The following is a 16,882-nucleotide window of genomic DNA, read 5'->3' as shown; positions in this document are numbered from 1 at the left end:
AGCTCTTACCTGGAAGAATTCCCACCCAATACACAGCTAACTTCCGAAGAAAAGTCGCGGCTGAGCGTGGCTGGCTATGAGGCCGAAAGAAAGGGGAACCATGTCCCGGGGCCGATTGCTTGCTTCGCTGAACGAGCACACTGTTAATGCGAATCGTTGTCAACAAGGTATATTCTACGACGCAGTCCGCAAGGGGCTAATCGCATAAAGTCGAATTTTCATGCAAGTCCACAAGGCAGACTTCGATCGCCCAGGCGCGCAACTTTTTCACTTACTGAACTGACGGTCACTGACTCCGTTTGGCCGAACTCAGTGCCCTTGCTAATTCACGCCATTCGATTTCGCCGTCTTTGTTGTCGTCCATTCCAACCAACTTGGTCGGTGACAGCGGACTGTTTCGGTCCGCTCCGCTGCTAGTCATTTCCGACTTAGAGAGTCGCTGGTTTCCATCAACGTCGTTGCGCTGAATCAGGATGCGAGCGCGGCCTGCATCATCGTCATCAAATCCGAGCTCCCTTCGAACCTTGCCGAAATGACGCTCCAGTTCTCGCTCGGATATCTTCCCGTCGCCGCTGCTATCAGCTTGGCCAATGGGAGACTGCAGGATCGAAGCCGGCAGTTCCGCAGCGACAATCGCCCCGTCTCGATCCGAATCGAACTGACGCAGCATGGCTCGCGCACGAAGTTGATCCGATGGAGTCAGGCCCAAGTCTTTACGCCGCGAAGCCAAACACTCCGCTAGCTCGGAAACGGACAGCTCTGCATCGTCGTTTCGATCAAACTTCATGACCTTGTCCGCCAGTCCGGCCGCCTGCAGTTCATCAGCGTCGATCCGCTTGTCTCCATTCTGATCGCCGCGATTGATCAATTTCATCGCGCCGCCCTGATCACAACCCTTGATGCCCAACTCATCGCGAAATCGTCTTTCAAACGCCAGGCCAAGGATCAGTTCCTGGGAGCTCAATTCCCCGTCATTATCGCGATCAAATGCAGCCAACTGATCGGTAAACGTATTTTTCTGCAGTTCGTCCAGACTCAGTTTGCCATCGCGATTTGCGTCGTACTGTGCTGTGTACCGCCGAGCCAGCGTGTCATCCATCTGCACAATTCCGTCATCAATCCGCTTATCGCCCAGCTTCATTGCAATTTCGATGTACTGCAGGTCGCCGCTACGATTCAGGTCAAAACGCTCAAGCTGGTCGTACTCCCAGCCCAGTCGCTCTAGTTCGGTTTTGCTAATCGAATCATTATCATCCAGGTCGTGACGATTCAGGATGGACTTGGCGGCATCCAAATCCATCTGCAACAACTCGATCGCCAGGGGATCACGAGGTTGTTGAGACGCTGCCGTCGGATCACTAGCGAAACAATCCGGAAGCGTGCTGAACAGGAACAGCGAAAAGACAACAGTTCGCACACACAGAGATTCAATGAAACAACTACTCATCGATGGATCCAATGAGAGGACAACACTAGCCAGTCTTCCAGACAGAGTATTGTCGCAGATCCACGATGCTCCGGCAGCAAAAAACCGAACTTACGCTGTTCCCAAAACTCTCATCATTCTGATGCAGCTTGATCCTGGCTCGAGTTCACTGCTGCCGCAGCCTCTGCGGCGTTCGATTCAGGGACTTCGGTCCCTGCCGCACTGGCGTCCGTTTCACTGGCTTCGGTTTTGATGTCGGCTTCAGAAGTGCTGGTCTCTTCACTCACCGTTTCGGTGCTCGCAGGCTCTTCTTCTGCAGCCTGGTTATTCTTTTCCAGCAGGTTTTCCGCTTTTCGTGCAGCGCGTTTTTCTACGTGAGCTGCCGCAATATCTTCCATTTTATGGACTTCGTCGGGACGCTCTTTACCAAACTGCTTCACGTACAGCGATTCGATGAACTCCGACAATGGCAGCTTCCAAGGCTCTTTGGTCCGATCCGCATAACGACTAAACCGCTTGGGACTGAGCCCCAATTCGCGTGCCATCTGAATGTGCGCATCGGAGAGCTTGAATCGCTTGCGAGCGTCGATCCAGGGAAGGAATTTATGCGGGATGCGCTTTTTCTTGGCCAAAATTGATCTCAACTTTTCTCGATAGGACCCTCCACAGCTCGACGGACAAAACAACAAGTTCCGCGGCCGCGTCTGATTCCGTGGTCTTCAACCCACATGATAGTGCCACGATTCAAACTGGATAGCTACAATCGATCAACCTTTCCAACAACACAATGGATCCCTGGCGTTGGCCAATCCGTAGATCATGGTGAAGCTGAAATTCAGTGTGGTCGCCACCGGAGATCCTTCAGACAGCTAGATCGTGCGTGAAGGGATCGCGACCAATGAGCGGCTACCCCCGAAACTGCGCCGGGCGAGACGCTGCGTTAGATCGCCGCGCGATTGTGTTTTTCGACGGCGTCAATGATCGCATCAAGATCGCTTGTTGGCGTCCAGCCGATGGTAGCTGCGATTCGGTCCAGGCAAGGCACCCGTCGACGAATATCCTCAAATGATTCGTCGTACGCGTCCGCATACGTTTGAAATTTGATGGTCGCGTCGGGGTTCACGCGGGCGATCACCTTTTCAGCAAGCTCCAGAATCGAAACGGGTTTGTCACTCCCAATGTTGTAGACACGCCCCGCAGCATCCGATTTATCAACCAATCGCATCACAGCGTCGACCACGTCATCGACGTGCGCAAAACAACGCACTTGGTGGCCGTCATCATGCACCGTAATTTCACCACCCCCCATGGCCGCTTCGACGAATCGCGGCAACACCATTCCGTACGCACCTGTCTGACGAGGACCGACGACGTTGAAGAATCGCCCCACGACAGCCGGTAGTTTTTTCTCTTTGTAAAACGCCAGTGCCAAGAATTCGTCGATGGCCTTGGACACGCCGTAACTCCACCGCGGTTTGGTCGTGGCGCCAAAGACAAGATCGTCTTCTTCCTCCCAAATCTCCTTGGGGTTCTTGCCGTAGACCTCGCTCGTGCTGGCGATGAAACAGGGGACCAAATCGCCGCGCTCGGCTCGTTCGCCCAGCCGATTCAAAATCAGCTGAGTCGGATAGACATTGCGTTCGATGGTTTCGATGGGATGCTTGGCGATCAAAGCCACACCCACCGCGGCGGCCAAGTGATAAACACGATCAGCGCGATCGACTAGTTCGTGAACCAGCGATTTTTCCTCGACAGAGCCTTCGATGAATTCCAAATTCGGATCACTAATCACTCCATCGAGATTCTCTTTTCGTCCCGTCGAAAGATCGTCCACCACAATCACTCGGTGACCTTGTTCCAACAGACGCTCCGTGAGGTGCGACCCAATGAATCCGGCTCCGCCGGTAACGAGACAAGTTATAGAACTCACGCTGGCCTACAAATAAATGAAAGAGGATCGGGCGGATGACTTGGAAAGGTTGAAAGATAGGCAAACCTTCGGAAGCACCCTGCCTGCACAGAGTAAACCCAATTTTGTTAACCGAGCATCACAACCGAGGCGTGTCCTACGCAAGCACAGCCAATTGAGTTCAAAAAGGAGCATTTTCACGCCGCTGGGCCCCCACACGGACAATTCGCCACGTGCGGCTGGACTGGTTTGTTTGAACCTGGCCAATTTGAACCTGACCTGTTGGGGCCGAACCGCTTCGTCCGGGACGCAGCGGATGACAGAAGACCGCGGGGTCCCTTATTCGTCACAGTACTAATTGGTTCACAACGCACTGGATAGCGAATTTAGGGACTGGGCAATCTATGCGTCGAACTATCGATTTTTGCATGACACGGCTAAACTATTTGCTTTGCCGTAAGGTACCAGGGCAGCTTGCACCTGCCCGATCAATTCCAACATTCCGTGCCCTACTTTTCCAGCTCGTTCAGAGATAATTCGTGAGACGTTTCCATCAAGTCGTAGACCACCTAGTGGTTTCGTTGTTTCGGCGGTCGTCCTGGCAATCGGCTCTCTGCCAGCCAGTGAGTTTGTCGACGGTACTGGCAATCGCCTTGTTCGCAAGCCTACCGACGTCGTACTTATCGACAGCCAGCGCCGAAGAGTCCACCGAAGAATCCATTGCCGCATATGCCGACGCTGCCAACTTCCAAACCAACGGCGCGTTTGATTTAGCGATCGAAGCGTGGAAAGAGTTTTTGTCCAAATACGCCAACGACGACTTGGCACCCAAAGCAGCCCACTATCAGGGCGTTTGCTACATGCAGCAAGACACGCCGGACTACGTCGCCGCCGCAAAATCATTTGAACGAGCACTGAAAAACAAAAAGTTTGAACTTCGTGAAGAGAGTTTGGCGAACCAAGGCTGGTGCTGGTACGCATCCGCCGGAGAAGGTCCCAATCGAGACAAAGATCGATTGAAGGCGTCGATCGCAGCTTACGAGAAGCTTCAAAAAGAAAAACCCAAAAGCCAGTTTCTCGATCGCGCGTTTTTCTACAGCGGCGAAGCGGCGTATGGGTTGGGCGATCGAAAAAAGGCAATCGATTTTTACAACAAGCTGATTGCATTGCCCAATGCCAAAGAGTCGCCGCTGAGGTGCGACGCATTGTACGCACGCGGAATCGCTCACGAAGAAATCGAACAGTTCGACAAGGCGCTCGCATCGTTTCAACAGTTGTTAAGCAGCTGTGCCGATGATGGGCTCGTCACCGACGTCCATTTGCGGAGCGGTGACGTCATGATCTTTCGCAAGGACTATCCCGCGGCAATCAAGTCATTCGATGCGGCGATCAAATCCGCTGACAATGACGACGACAAGAGTTACGCGATCTTTCGCCAAGCTTTTGCGATGGTCCAAGCAGACCGCCCAGGCGATGCGGCCAAAAACTACGATCGCCTGAAGAAAGACTTCCCCGATTCCGAGTACGCCGGCACGGCAATCCTGGCGTCAGCGCAAAGCATGTACCGCAGCGGTGACTTAGACAAAGCCGCTGCCCGTTTCGAGGAAGTGCTGAAACAAAACAATCCCGAAACTGCGACCGAAGCTTCACACTGGTTGACCCGGATCTTGATCTCCAAAGGCGCCGCGGCCAAAGCGATCAGCACGGCCAAAAAGCAGATTGATGCAGGTGCGAAGGGCGACTACGCGACGGAACTGAAGCTTGATTTGGCAGAAGCCATGGCCATGGATCCCACACAAATTTCCGATTCGGTAGCGATCGCTGAATCAGTCTATCGCGATGCCCCCAAGGATCCGCTGGCACCGCGTGCACTCTACAACGCTGCGTTCTCTGCTTTGCAAACCAACCAAGCCAAGAAAGCACTCGAGCTGTCGCAGAAGTTCCTGACCGAGTTCCCAAAGGATCAGTTGGTACCCGACGTGCAGTTCATCGCCGCCGAAGGCAACCTTCTGACCGGCAATGCAACCCAAGCATCGAAAGCATACCGCCAACTGCTTAATCGCAAATCCGACGGTGACAACATGCAGCGTCCGCTCTGGGTGTTGCGAGCTGCTTTGGCGTCCAATTCCGCCAAGAAATCGGACGATACGATCGCGCTCCTCAAAAGTGAATACAAAACACTGACGCAGCCCGAACAGAAGGCCGAAGCGCAGATGCTGATTGGCCAGGCTTACCTGATGTCAAAGATGCACAGCGAGGCGGCGTTGGCGTTCGCACGCGTTACCGAAGTCGACCCGAAGTGGCCACGTGCTCAGGAAGCAGAACTGCTTTCCGGCACTGCATTGATGTCCGCCGGTAAACAGAAGGACGCCAAGCAGGCGTGGGAAGCATTGGTCCGGCGAGGCAAAGATTCACGCATGGCTGATCAAGCTCGTTACAAACTGGCTCAGCTGGCAAGCGAAGCGGCGGATCACGCTGGCGCAATCAAGCTGTACGGACAAATCATCGATTCAAGAGTCGATCCAGGACTAGTGCCCTACGCGCTGTATGGCAAAGGCTGGTCACTGATGCAAAGCGACCAGCACAGCCAAGCGATGAAACCGCTGGATGAGGTACTGAGAAATTACCCCAAACATCCTATCCGCGACGAAGCGTTGTTGGCACGCGGGATCTCTCGTCGACACGCGGGTGATTTTGAATCCGCCGCCGAAGATCTCACCGAATTCTTGACCTACAAGCCGAAGGACGACAATCTGGGGCACGCTTTATACGAACTGGCGTTGATCGACCAGAAACAAGACAAGCCAAAACGCGCGGCAGCCCGCCTGCAACAGCTCGTCGACCAAGTTCCCAAGTATCCGTCGATGGACAAAGTCCTCTACGAACTGGGCTGGTCGCTACGAGAAGCCGGCGATGAAGAAAAAGCCGGCGCGACGTTTGCCGATTTGGTTAAGAAGTTCCCCGATGCAAGCGTCACTGGCGAAGCGGCCTATTTCATCGGTCAGAAAAACTATGCGGCCGAGAACTGGAAAGACGCTGCCAAGCAATTCACGGTTGCTGCGAACAAGTCAAAAGATAAAGGCCTGATCGAAAAGTCGTACTACCGGCTGGGATGGTCACTGTTCAAGTCCGAACAGTTCAACCAAGCGGCAGACGCATTCAAGAAACAAACCGAAAACGAACCCAACGGAAAACTGTCCCTCGATGGGATGATGATGGCGGGCGAATGCGAATTTCGCAAACCAGATTACGCACAGGCGCTCAAGAGATATCAAATCGCACGAAAACGCATTCAGTTAAATGACGACAATGCAAAATCGATTCGCGATTCCGCCGAACGCCAGGTCCGCGAATTGATTCTTTTCCACGGCGGGCAAAGTGCCGCGCAACTGAAAAAGTGGGACGAATCAATCGATTGGTACGACGAACTGAAAGCACGCTTTCCAGCGACGCGATACTTACCAAAACTGTTTTACGAAATCGGTTTTGCTTACCAGCAAAAGGATCAACCAGATCGCGCGATGCAGTATTTTAGCCAAGTCGCAGAGAAGTACCGTGACGAAACAGCCGCCCGATCCCGATTCATGATGGGTGAGGTTTATTTTGGCCGAAAACAGTTCGACAAAGCCATCCCCGAGTTCCAGCGTGTCATGTTTGGGTTTGGCGCCGAAAAAGCGCCCAAACAAATCAAAAACTGGCAAGCCAAAAGTGGCTTCGAGGCAGGACGGTGTAGCGAACTGATGATGCAACAAGCTCGATCAAACGACAGTCGCAACAAGTCTCGCGAGATTGCCAAAAAGTTTTTTCAGTACGTGATCGACAAACACGCAGACCACGAACTGATGGCGAAAGCGAAAGAGCGCATGGCCGCTTTGAAATAGCCCCACTCAGCCAACCAAGTCTTCCTAATCGTCACCTAAGCGATACCCAGGTCGTCCAACCATTGTTTGACAAACCCGTGCAACAAAAACCTTTCTACTACTCGCTGCGATCCGCTCTGCTGCTAGCAGTGCTGGCAATCATCGCATTCGAGTCGGTCAATGCTTCTTGGACTTGGTCCCAAGAAGAAGACGCTCAAAGTATTGATGCAGCCGACATCCAGGCCATCATGAACGACCAGGGCGAACCGGGCACCGAAGCAGTAGCGCCCGCGCGGAGCCGCATCGACTTGCTCTCGCTGATCGCCAGTGGAGGCAAGTTCATGATCCCGATTGGCTTGATGAGCCTCTTGGTTGTCACCTTGGCGGTCGAACGTTTGGTATCGCTGCGGCAAAACAAAGTCTTGCCCAAACGACTTGCCGAAGAACTGGAAGATTTGACCGAACCGATTCACAAGTTCAATCCCGCGATCGCTTACGAAGCCTGCTTGAACAATCCATCGCCCGCCGCACGAGTGTTTGGCGCGATGATGCTGCGTACCGGTCAGCCGCTGGCCGAAATCGAACGAACCGCTGCCGACACCGTTCAACGAGAAGCCGATCGTTATTCATCAACCATTCGCTGGCTGAACTTGGCCGCTGCTGCAACGCCACTCATGGGTCTTTTGGGGACTGTTTGGGGAATGATTGTCGCGTTTCACGAATCAACCACACTGACAGCCGATCGCAGCCGCAGCGAGCAACTTTCTGAAGGCATCTACACGGCATTGGTAACGACTTTGGCTGGACTGATCGTCGCGATACCTGCGGCGATATTGGCTCAGTATTTGGAAAATCGCGTCATCAAACTGTTTCATCAAATCGAACAACTGGCGTTTGACCTGGCGCCCGGTTTGGCTAGATTCACTGGCCGACAACGGATGGACGTCGACGGTTCCATGCACGCCATGGAAGGCGGCATCACAGCCGTCGCCAACGGAGCGCCGCTGGGCAACACCGTCGACCCTCCATCGCCCCCGCCTGCTCCGCCACCGCGAACGTCCGCGACCAGCCAACAAGCCCGCGGAGCAAAGACAGAATAGCCATGGCCGTTCAAGTCAAACGTTCTACCGCTGCCGGTACGCTTAGCCTGACACCGTTGATCGATGTCGTGTTCTTGCTGCTCATTTTCTTTCTGGTCACCAGCGAGTTTGAGGAAGAGGAACGTCGCTTGAACATTGTTTTGCCAGAAGCGACCAGCGCCGTTCCGATGACTGGCAAACCTCGCGAGATTGTTGTCGACATCGATTCACAAGGCATCATCTACCTGGGCGGAAAGGAAATCGAACTGACGGAGCTTGAACGCCTGCTGCGTGTTGCGGTCGCCGAAAACCCAACCAATCAAACTGCCGTTATCCGTGCTGACCAATCATCCACGTTTCAACCTGTGGTGTCCGTGATGGATGTTTGCAACCGGACGGGCATCAGTGACTACAGCGTCACGACCCAAGAAGGCCCCGCAAGCTAACACTCCGCAAGCTACCCCGCTCCGCAACCGAACCGAGAACAGAACCGATCCAGTGAGCTCACGCCGCTACTATCGACGTCCAGACAGCACACCGATCGAATCCGATCGCATGTGGCCGCTGGATATTTCGCTCGCGGCGCTGACTGGATTGACGCTTTACCTAGTCACTTACAAGCTGTCGTTCGACGATCCACGATTGCTTTACAACGCAACGACCTACGCGATTGCCGTCCCGCTGCTGGCCCTCGCGATGGCGGTTGCCTTGCGACGGGTGGCATCCAAGTTTGTTCAAAAATCAGCGCAGCTGGGACTGCTGTTCAGTGTCTGCCTACACCTGCTGTTGCTGATTCTTGCCGTCAATGTCGTGATCTTTTCGACGTTCATGCCACACGTATCCAAAGGCGAAAAACCCGAGCGATCACCTGTCCGCAAAACTGTCCCCGAGCATCTGTTTCGCGCCCCCCAAGAGCAGCGTCAGACCCCCGACTGGTCAAAACCGGTGGACACACAAACCGCTTCGCGAGTCATCCCGCGCGAACAACGCCAGTTACCACCGGTCCAACGCAGCGAACCAAAACTGGAGATGCCCAAACCGCGAGAAATCGATCCGCCGCGACCGATGAAGAAGATGCTGATGAAGCGTGAGGAGTTCACGCCAGCAAAACCGATGCCGTCCGATTCGCCAGGCAAGCTGGCGCGACGCGACTCGCCAAACAATCAGGCACGCCCCATCGCCAAGCCGATCGACGTGCCAGAGCTAAATCCACAAGCGACACAGCAAGCGACCGACAGCCCCAGCGAACGGCAGGTGTCTAATCAGCAGCCAAAGCGTTCGGCGGCCCGTCGCGCCCCGCCACGTCCCGAGATGGCGTCGGTCGCGCCGATGCCCAGCGACAACCCATCGGATCTCTCCCCCAGGCTTTCCGCGGCTGCTCGCGACCGCAGCCAAGCCATGCCAGTGATCGGTGACGCAGGACTGACTCGGCGACAACGCCAACGATTCGGGCGTGACATGAATCGGCCAGCAGGCTCAGCTCCGGCTCCCCCTAGCATTTCGATTGCCCGTGAATCCGTCGACGCAACACGGCAACTTTCGCCGGTTGATACTCCGATGACACGAAGCAGCGCGACCGTCGGGGCTCAGATCGCAACGGGAACAACTCCATCGATCACGACTCAAAACGGCGACGCTTCCGCAGTAGGCGGTGCCGAGTATTCGCGTAAAGATTTCGCGGCGAGAGCAGGCGCGCCCAACGTTCAAGCAGGCGAATCACGACGGTCTCCCGGTCGCAGCGGTCGCGCCGATCGGGGACGCGGATTTGCCCCCGCCGGGGCTCCGACTGCTGCAGATGCAATGGCTGCGTCGTCGAACGGAACAGCAGGAACCGCCCGCAGCGACTCCGTTTCCGATCGCATGGGCATCATGGACATCGCGCGTGATGAAGACGCAGCAGGGCAGGGCGGGGCAGACCTGTCAAACCCCGTTGATGCAGGATCGGCGGGACTAGCATTGGACATCATGGCTGACGAAGGTCCGATCGGATTGGCCGACATGATCAGCCAGTCGCCCGGTGTGACCGCATCGGACGAACTGCCTGAGATAGCGGCGTTTGAAATGAGCCAAGCACAACGCCCACGCCGCAAAGTCGGCGGCCCGGCAACGGCCGTCGGAACCAAGATCGCCGCGGTCGAATCTTTCAATCGCCGCGTGTTGCGGACCAAAGGTGCGTCCGCAGCGGCTCCGGCCGGGATGGCAGGACCTGCAACCGAAGAGGCCATCGAACTGGGTTTGACGTATCTCGCCAGCACTCAAAAAGAAGATGGTAGCTGGTCGCTCCAAGGCCACGGCGACGAAGTCTTTTTGCGAAGCGATACCGCCGCGACCGGACTTTGCCTGCTGGCGTTCCAGGGGGCAGGCTACACCCATCTAGAACACCAGCACGCCGATACCGTTTCACGCGGCTTGAAGTTTTTGATGGACAACCAGCGTAGCAACGGCAACTTGTATCGCAGCGAGACCCCCGAAAGCGACCGCAATGTCGCGTTGTATTCTCACGGAATCGCAGCTCTGGCAATGAGCGAAGCGTATGGAATGACACAAGACCGCGAACTGCGGGGTGCGGCACAAGACGCGCTCAAATACATCATCGCCACTCAGCATCGCCAGCGTGGTGGATGGCGTTACACGCCCCAGGTCAGCAGTGACACCAGCGTCAGTGGATGGATGATGATGTCACTCAAAAGTGGTGAACTAGCGGGCCTGAAAGTTCCACGCAGCACGTACGACGGCATCAACACTTGGCTGGATTTGGCCCAGCAAAACAAGGATCGTCCCGACCGATATCGTTACAACCCCTACGCACCGGACACGGACCGACAACGTCACGGTCGCTATCCAACACCGACCATGACGGCCGTTGGGATGTTGATGCGAATGTATTCAGGCTGGCGTCGCGATAATCCGGCGATGATCTCCGCAGCGGACTACTTGCTGGAGTCCCCGCCTCAGCTAGGAACCAACCTCGCGCCTAAACGAGACGGCTACTACTGGTACTATGCCACCCAAGTCATGTTTCATATGGGAGGCGACCACTGGAAAAAATGGAACAGCTACCTCAATCCGATGTTGCTGCAGGGGCAAATCAAAACTGGCCAGCAAGCAGGAAGCTGGGACCCGCGTGGCCCCGTCCCCGACCGCTGGAGTCCGCATGCAGGTCGCTTGTACGTCACCACCATGAACCTGCTAAATCTGGAAGTTTACTATCGGCACCTGCCAATCTACGAAGACACCGCCGAGTAACGCTTTCGCGAAACTACTGGCCTGACAAACTGACGATTACGGCGCGGTGATCCGAGCCAATCGCAGGTCCGACGCGGTACGAATCGCAACGAAGATCATCACTGGTTAAAACGTGATCCAGTACTAAACCAAACGGAAAAGAAGCATCAGCGTGGGCATACCAAGTCGGTGTGATCCCGTTGCCACAACTCGCTCGATGTGTCTGCGTATCCGCCTGAAACCGGTCAAACAGCGGTGACCAAGGGGTCAAATTAAGATCCCCCATGATGATCACGGACACGTCGTCGTCTGACTCCTGTTGCAAACGAACTTTCGCGGCAAGCTGGTCCAAGTGGGTATTGCGGCTCTGAAAATTGCTCGCATCTTTCGGCGGCAATGGATGGGTAGCAAACACACGGTACCTACGCGAATCAACCATCACCGTCGCGGCAAGCGACAAAACTCTATCGTTGTTCAACGCAAATGAAGTTGTGCCCTCCAAGGGATGCTTGGAATACAGCCCAATTCCAAAATTCCCGTCGTCTTGCGGAAACGCAAACTGATGAGGATACAGAGCCGCCAGTTCCTTTTCTAAGCGGAGCTTTAGAGGCGTCCCCAATTCCAGAACTGTGAAAACGTCGGGGTCGGCGTCACGAATTTGCTGAACAATCAATTCGTGCTGTGAATTTGGCGTCCAAACATTCGCTGTCATCACGACAATTTTGGATCCCTGGACGCCACCGGCAGGAGGAACTTTCCAAGCGGTCCGAAATGCCGGCACGTGCACTGCCACCAATACCATGCAAATCGCGAACCAACTCCAACGCCGAAAAAGCACAACGACAATGGTCAACGGCACCAGCGCGATCATTTGTTGAACACGCAGATTGGCACATAGATCGGCCAGCCAATTGACCCGCGAAAACAAAGTCGCGATGGTCGTCATCATCAAAACACAAATCAATAGCAGCGAAACCGTTATGAGTCGTCGCTTTAAAAATCCGACGAATTTCAAACTCGCTGCCGAACGTGATGTGTTACCCGGGCCTGCGTCGACCTCTCTCGATCGGTTCTCAGTCACACTGGCGTCCTTGGAAAAACTGCTGAATTCTTAGCACGGATCCACGGGTGGGATCGCTAACCTTGATGGTTTGACAGTCGTTGTGCCTGAACGACCCACATGTCTTTCTCAATTCGGTCGCCCAGATTCAGTGTTTCGCGAATAGCCTGCACGTTGGAATCACTCCACTGTGCCACTTGGCTGAAATGATAAATCCCAATTCGATTTAGGTCTCGTTCCGTTGCAGGCCCGACACCGTTGATATCCGAAAGGTCGTCAACATGATCTGGCCGTTGCGAAAACACGAACCCAAAATCTTTTTCGTGGGGGACCGTCTCCAGCGAACTGAGCCAACCGAAAGCTGCGGTCAAATCCACCTTGAATCGCGGCCCAGCAAACCAGCGAGTCAATAAGCGACGCGAATGAATATCCAACGCCTGGATCTCCTGCATGTTGTAGAGCCCCATTCGGTACAGTTCATCGCACGCCGCGGGCGTAATTCCATCCACCGTTTCGACGAAATAGTCAACGTGATGAGGAACCCCGTAGTCAAAAATTGGATTGCCGCGTAGTGACCATTCAGCCTGTTCCCAGTCGGTGTTTTCCGCTCCGTGTCGACCCGCGCGCTCGCGGTGCTGGTAAACCTCGAAGGCTTTCTTTTGGATCTCTTCCAAAGTCGGGTTCAATGTGTTGCCCTCCGACGCGATACGCCACTGGTCCATGTCCAAGTACCATCCGCGGCGGCGAAACCATGCCTTCAAACGGTGCCGATCGTCGCTGGACAAATCGTGCAGCTGATCAAAATTGTGAATCCCCATTCGATGCAGCTCTTCAGCTTCGATGGAATTTATCCCGTCCAGCAAAGTCAAATCATCTTTGACGCGAGGCACTTCGGTTGCAAAGACCGGCATTTCATTGGGAGCGTCGGCAACCAAGTCAGATAGCCGCTGCGTCGTGTGTCCGTCGTTAGCGGACATCTGCGCGGCTGGCGTTTGCATGCCCGAAGATTCAGAGGTCGACATTCCCGCGTCAGTCATTCCCGTGCCCGAAGAAAAACCTGCAATTTTTGTTTCAGGTGGCCAGCTTGTTTCCGAAGAAGCCTGCGAAATAACTTGATCAATGTCCGCTTGGATCCCTCGCGAATCGAGATACTGCTGCAGACGCTTTCGGCCGTCATCCTTCAGTCCGCTCAACTGATCGCAGTTTTGAATCTCCAAACGCTCTAGTTCAGCGGCCAACAGCGGATCAATGTCCGTGACCGTTCGCCAATCGGTTGCCGGATCCGTGGTGTCTGACAGGTTCAACGATGCGACCAGATGCTTTAGTTCGTCATCGCTCAAATCCGGTTGATCATCTGCCGATTGAACTTCCGCAACCTCGTCAGACTCAGGCGAAGACGTGACGCCAGAAACAGCTGACGAGCCAACGCTGCTCACAGCCGGCTGTGCCGGTGCAGCTGCCCGTGCAGATGAAACGTGTGGCGGACGCTGAAGCCGGTTGCTTCCGGACAAGAATGAATTGGCAAACCAAGATACAGCGGCTGTTGATGATGCGAACGGTGTCGCACCGACTGCTGTTGTCGCAGAACTGGTCGAAGAAGCGCTTTCAGGTTTGTCATCAGCCGAAGCACCCTGCTGACCGTGATCCGACTGGCCGGAATGGGACAACCCGACCGCTGCGACGACGCCAGCAGCGATTCCGGCCCCTGCCAACCCAGTTCCTGCCACCCCAGCTCCGCTCATCGCACTACCGCTTGGCCCCTCACCGCTCGCCGTATCACAGCCCATCTGGGCAGCGGCAAGTCCAGCACCTTCTTGTGGCAATTGCGATTGCGGTTCGTCATCTTTCCAAGTCCAACGCAGCTGCTTGCGAGCCAACTTGGCATCGAAGAGTCGGCGTTGTTGCGGCGTCAACTCTTGGAGTTGCTGCTCATTTCGCACGCCCATCAACTTCAATTCCGCCGATAGTCGCTCGTCGACTCCGTCCACGCTGGACCAATCCGAATTGGGTTCGTCGTTGTCAACAAACGTCAACGGCTCCAGTGCTGCCGATGCGTCTAATGGCACCCAAGCCATGTTTTTTGTCTGGGTATTGTCCTGCAATCCAACCTGGCTCACCCGTTCATGTTGGTTGACGCTTTTGGCTTTGAGTGCCTGTTCGGACTGCCGCGCGGCTTGCTGAACTCTGGCAGTGAGCTCGTGATTGGCGGAACGCAAACCATCCACTTCAGCATCCGCTGCTTTGCAAAGCTCCTGTGTCTGTCGAAGCTGCCGCGACTTTCTCCACCACAAACACCAGCCCAAAAACGCGCCCAACAGAAAGGCGACGCCAACGATGAGAGAGTAGAAACCCAGCGGCGTCAGCGAATCGTAGAGTCGTTGGAGCGTCATAAGATCGATCCCAGCTTGGCAGGATATTGAAGAGAGAAGTACGACAAACGAAGCGCGTTTACGCTTCCTGTAGTCGAGCGTGCAACCGTGATTGTTCTTCACGCAATCGAACCGCTTTAGCCCGCGAAGCGGTGATTGACGCTTCTAGGTCTTGGACTTCAAAGGAACGGTATCCCCATACCGCGTACGCCACGAACACCCCCAGCACAAAACTAGCGGTGGCGACGAGCAGGGTAAGCCCCAAGAGATGACTAGCGAACATGGGTTTTCTATTCTGCAGAACGGGTCAAAAGAAAAATTGCCGCGCGGTTACGCTGCGGACTTCTGCTTGGCGTTCTTTTGCTTCTTTTGCGGTCGGCCAAATTTCCAGAACTGTGAAGGCACGTGGGCGTCTTTGAAAAACGACTTCGCTTTCTCAACCAGCTTTGGGTGCTTCGCCGCCACGTCGTTGGATTCTGCCACGTCACTGGGCAGGTGATACAGCTGAATCGGTGCGTTGGGATCCTTGTTCAAGTTCAACTGCACGGCTTTCCAGTCGCCGAAACGGACAGCACGCTTGCCGCCACGTTCATAAAACTCCCAGTAGAGATATTGATGGGCAGGTTGATTTTGAGGATCGCTCATGAGCGTCGGAACCATCGAAATGCCGTCTGTTTTGGCCGGCACTTTCACTCCCGCCAACGCACAGAACGTGGGCAACATATCCCAGTGAGCCGAAACGTGGTCCGAGACAGTTCCTGGCTTGATCGTTCCGGGCCAACGTGCCAACAACGGCGCCCGAATCCCACCTTCGTAAAGGTCTCGCTTGAAACCCTGCAGCGGTCCGTTGCTGTCGAAAAACACTGGATCATGGCCGCCTTCTTTGTGTGGCCCATTGTCACTGGTCAACATCACCAAGGTATTGTCAGCAATGCCAAGTTCCTCCAGCACGTCCAAGACTTCGCCGACCTGCTGATCCACCAACGTCATCATCCCGGCAAAGGCTGCGATGGGATTTTTGACTTCAGGCCCGCTGTATTTCCCGATAGTGTCCTCAAACTGAGCAAACTTCTTACGAAACGGCTGATTGAATTCTTCCGGTGCGTGCATCGCCGCGTGTGGAATCGGTGTGGGCAAAAACGCAAAGAAGGGCCCATCTTTGTTGTCACGAATGAACCCAATGGCTTGCTCGTGAATCAAGGTTGCCGAATAAGTCTTGCCATCCATGGGGACTCGTTCTGCGTTGTGCCACAAGTGATCGGGGTAGTAGTTGTGCGCTTCACGCTGGCAGTTGTAGCCGTAGAATTCGTCAAAATGCTCCACCGGATCACTTGTCGAACCTGGCGACCCAAGCCCCCATTTTCCGAACGCACCGGTCTTGTAGCCAGCGTCACGCAGCAGGCGCGGGATCGTGATGATCTCCGCTGGCATGGCCGCTTGGCCTTCGGGTTTGACTTCGCGATTTCCGCGTACAAACGTGTGCCCCGTGTGCAGGCCGGTCAGCAACGAACAGCGGGTCGGCGCACAGACAGTACTTCCGCTGTAGTGATCAGTGAACTTCATGCCCTCGGCGGCAATCCGGTCGATATTGGGCGTCTTAAACTTTTGCTGCCCGTAGCAAGACAGGTCACCATAGCCGGCGTCGTCAAGCAAGATGTAAACGATGTTGGGTTGGGCGGCGTCAGCTTGTCCCGCCAAAACAAAGGCCGTCAACGTGAGCAGAGCGATAGATCGAAGCATGGAAGTCGCTGGTGGGGTCATAAGACTAGAAAATCGAAGTCCATCAATTCTAACCATTGGCGTCCGGCAGGTCTTGCCGACCTGAGAAAAGCGAACGAGTTCGGTTTCGATGACAGTATGCAGTCATAATCGGCCCCCACACCACGGGGCTATCCATCGATTCGGACGGATAGGATCCGCACCTGGAATCCATCAGCCCCCAACTAAATCAATA

General features: G+C 54.9%; 11 protein-coding genes. 4 read left to right on the top strand and 7 right to left on the bottom strand.

The window, feature by feature from the left end; translation table 11 throughout:
• Window positions 1–286: 286 nt before the first annotated feature.
• The 3 genes from K239x_RS04310 to K239x_RS04300 all read right to left on the bottom strand — a co-directional run bounded on the left by K239x_RS04310 (window position 287) and on the right by K239x_RS04300 (window position 3,356).
• Window positions 287–1,447, bottom strand: a complete 1,161-nt coding sequence (locus K239x_RS04310; protein ID WP_145416416.1) for a hypothetical protein — start codon at window positions 1,445–1,447, stop codon at window positions 287–289.
• A gap of 113 nt (window positions 1,448–1,560) precedes the next feature.
• Complete coding sequence (locus K239x_RS28250; protein WP_419189657.1) at window positions 1,561–1,893, bottom strand: hypothetical protein; 333 nt, start codon at window positions 1,891–1,893, stop codon at window positions 1,561–1,563.
• Window positions 1,894–2,366: 473 nt separating this feature from the next.
• Window positions 2,367–3,356: an NAD-dependent epimerase/dehydratase family protein gene (locus K239x_RS04300; RefSeq protein WP_145416415.1), complete on the bottom strand. Its 990-nt coding sequence runs from the start codon at window positions 3,354–3,356 to the stop codon at window positions 2,367–2,369.
• Between the two features lie 518 nt (window positions 3,357–3,874).
• On the opposite strand from K239x_RS04300, the gene K239x_RS04295 reads away from it, so the two are divergent.
• The 4 genes from K239x_RS04295 (at window position 3,875) to K239x_RS04280 (ending at window position 11,520) form a co-directional block, all read left to right on the top strand.
• Entirely contained in the window at window positions 3,875–7,216 is a 3,342-nt protein-coding gene (locus tag K239x_RS04295; RefSeq protein ID WP_145416414.1) for a tetratricopeptide repeat protein, read from the top strand.
• A gap of 77 nt (window positions 7,217–7,293) precedes the next feature.
• A complete protein-coding gene (locus tag K239x_RS04290) occupies window positions 7,294–8,295 on the top strand; it encodes a MotA/TolQ/ExbB proton channel family protein (protein WP_419189656.1) in 1,002 nt (333 codons plus the stop codon).
• A 2-nt stretch (window positions 8,296–8,297) separates the two neighbouring features.
• Window positions 8,298–8,720, top strand: coding sequence for an ExbD/TolR family protein (locus K239x_RS04285; RefSeq protein ID WP_145416413.1), 423 nt, complete (start codon window positions 8,298–8,300; stop codon window positions 8,718–8,720).
• A 109-nt stretch (window positions 8,721–8,829) separates the two neighbouring features.
• Window positions 8,830–11,520 (top strand): prenyltransferase/squalene oxidase repeat-containing protein, encoded by a 2,691-nt coding sequence (locus K239x_RS04280; RefSeq protein WP_419190049.1) that lies wholly within the window; start codon window positions 8,830–8,832, stop codon window positions 11,518–11,520.
• Window positions 11,521–11,533: 13 nt separating this feature from the next.
• Here K239x_RS04280 and K239x_RS04275 read toward each other — a convergent pair whose 3' ends face one another.
• The 4 genes from K239x_RS04275 to K239x_RS04260 all read right to left on the bottom strand — a co-directional run bounded on the left by K239x_RS04275 (window position 11,534) and on the right by K239x_RS04260 (window position 16,668).
• A complete protein-coding gene (locus K239x_RS04275) occupies window positions 11,534–12,448 on the bottom strand; it encodes an endonuclease/exonuclease/phosphatase family protein (protein ID WP_145416411.1) in 915 nt (304 codons plus the stop codon).
• Window positions 12,449–12,636: 188 nt separating this feature from the next.
• Entirely contained in the window at window positions 12,637–14,949 is a 2,313-nt protein-coding gene (locus K239x_RS04270) for a hypothetical protein (RefSeq protein ID WP_145416410.1), read from the bottom strand.
• A gap of 58 nt (window positions 14,950–15,007) precedes the next feature.
• Complete coding sequence (locus K239x_RS04265) at window positions 15,008–15,211, bottom strand: hypothetical protein (protein WP_145416409.1); 204 nt, start codon at window positions 15,209–15,211, stop codon at window positions 15,008–15,010.
• Between the two features lie 47 nt (window positions 15,212–15,258).
• A complete protein-coding gene (locus K239x_RS04260) occupies window positions 15,259–16,668 on the bottom strand; it encodes an arylsulfatase (RefSeq protein WP_145416408.1) in 1,410 nt (469 codons plus the stop codon).
• Between the last annotated feature and the right edge of the window lie 214 nt (window positions 16,669–16,882).

The organism is Stieleria marina, assembly GCA_007741555.1.
GTDB lineage: Bacteria > Planctomycetota > Planctomycetia > Pirellulales > Pirellulaceae > K23-9.
Note: the sequence above shows the minus strand (reverse complement) of the source record. Positions and strands in the feature narration are given on the sequence as shown.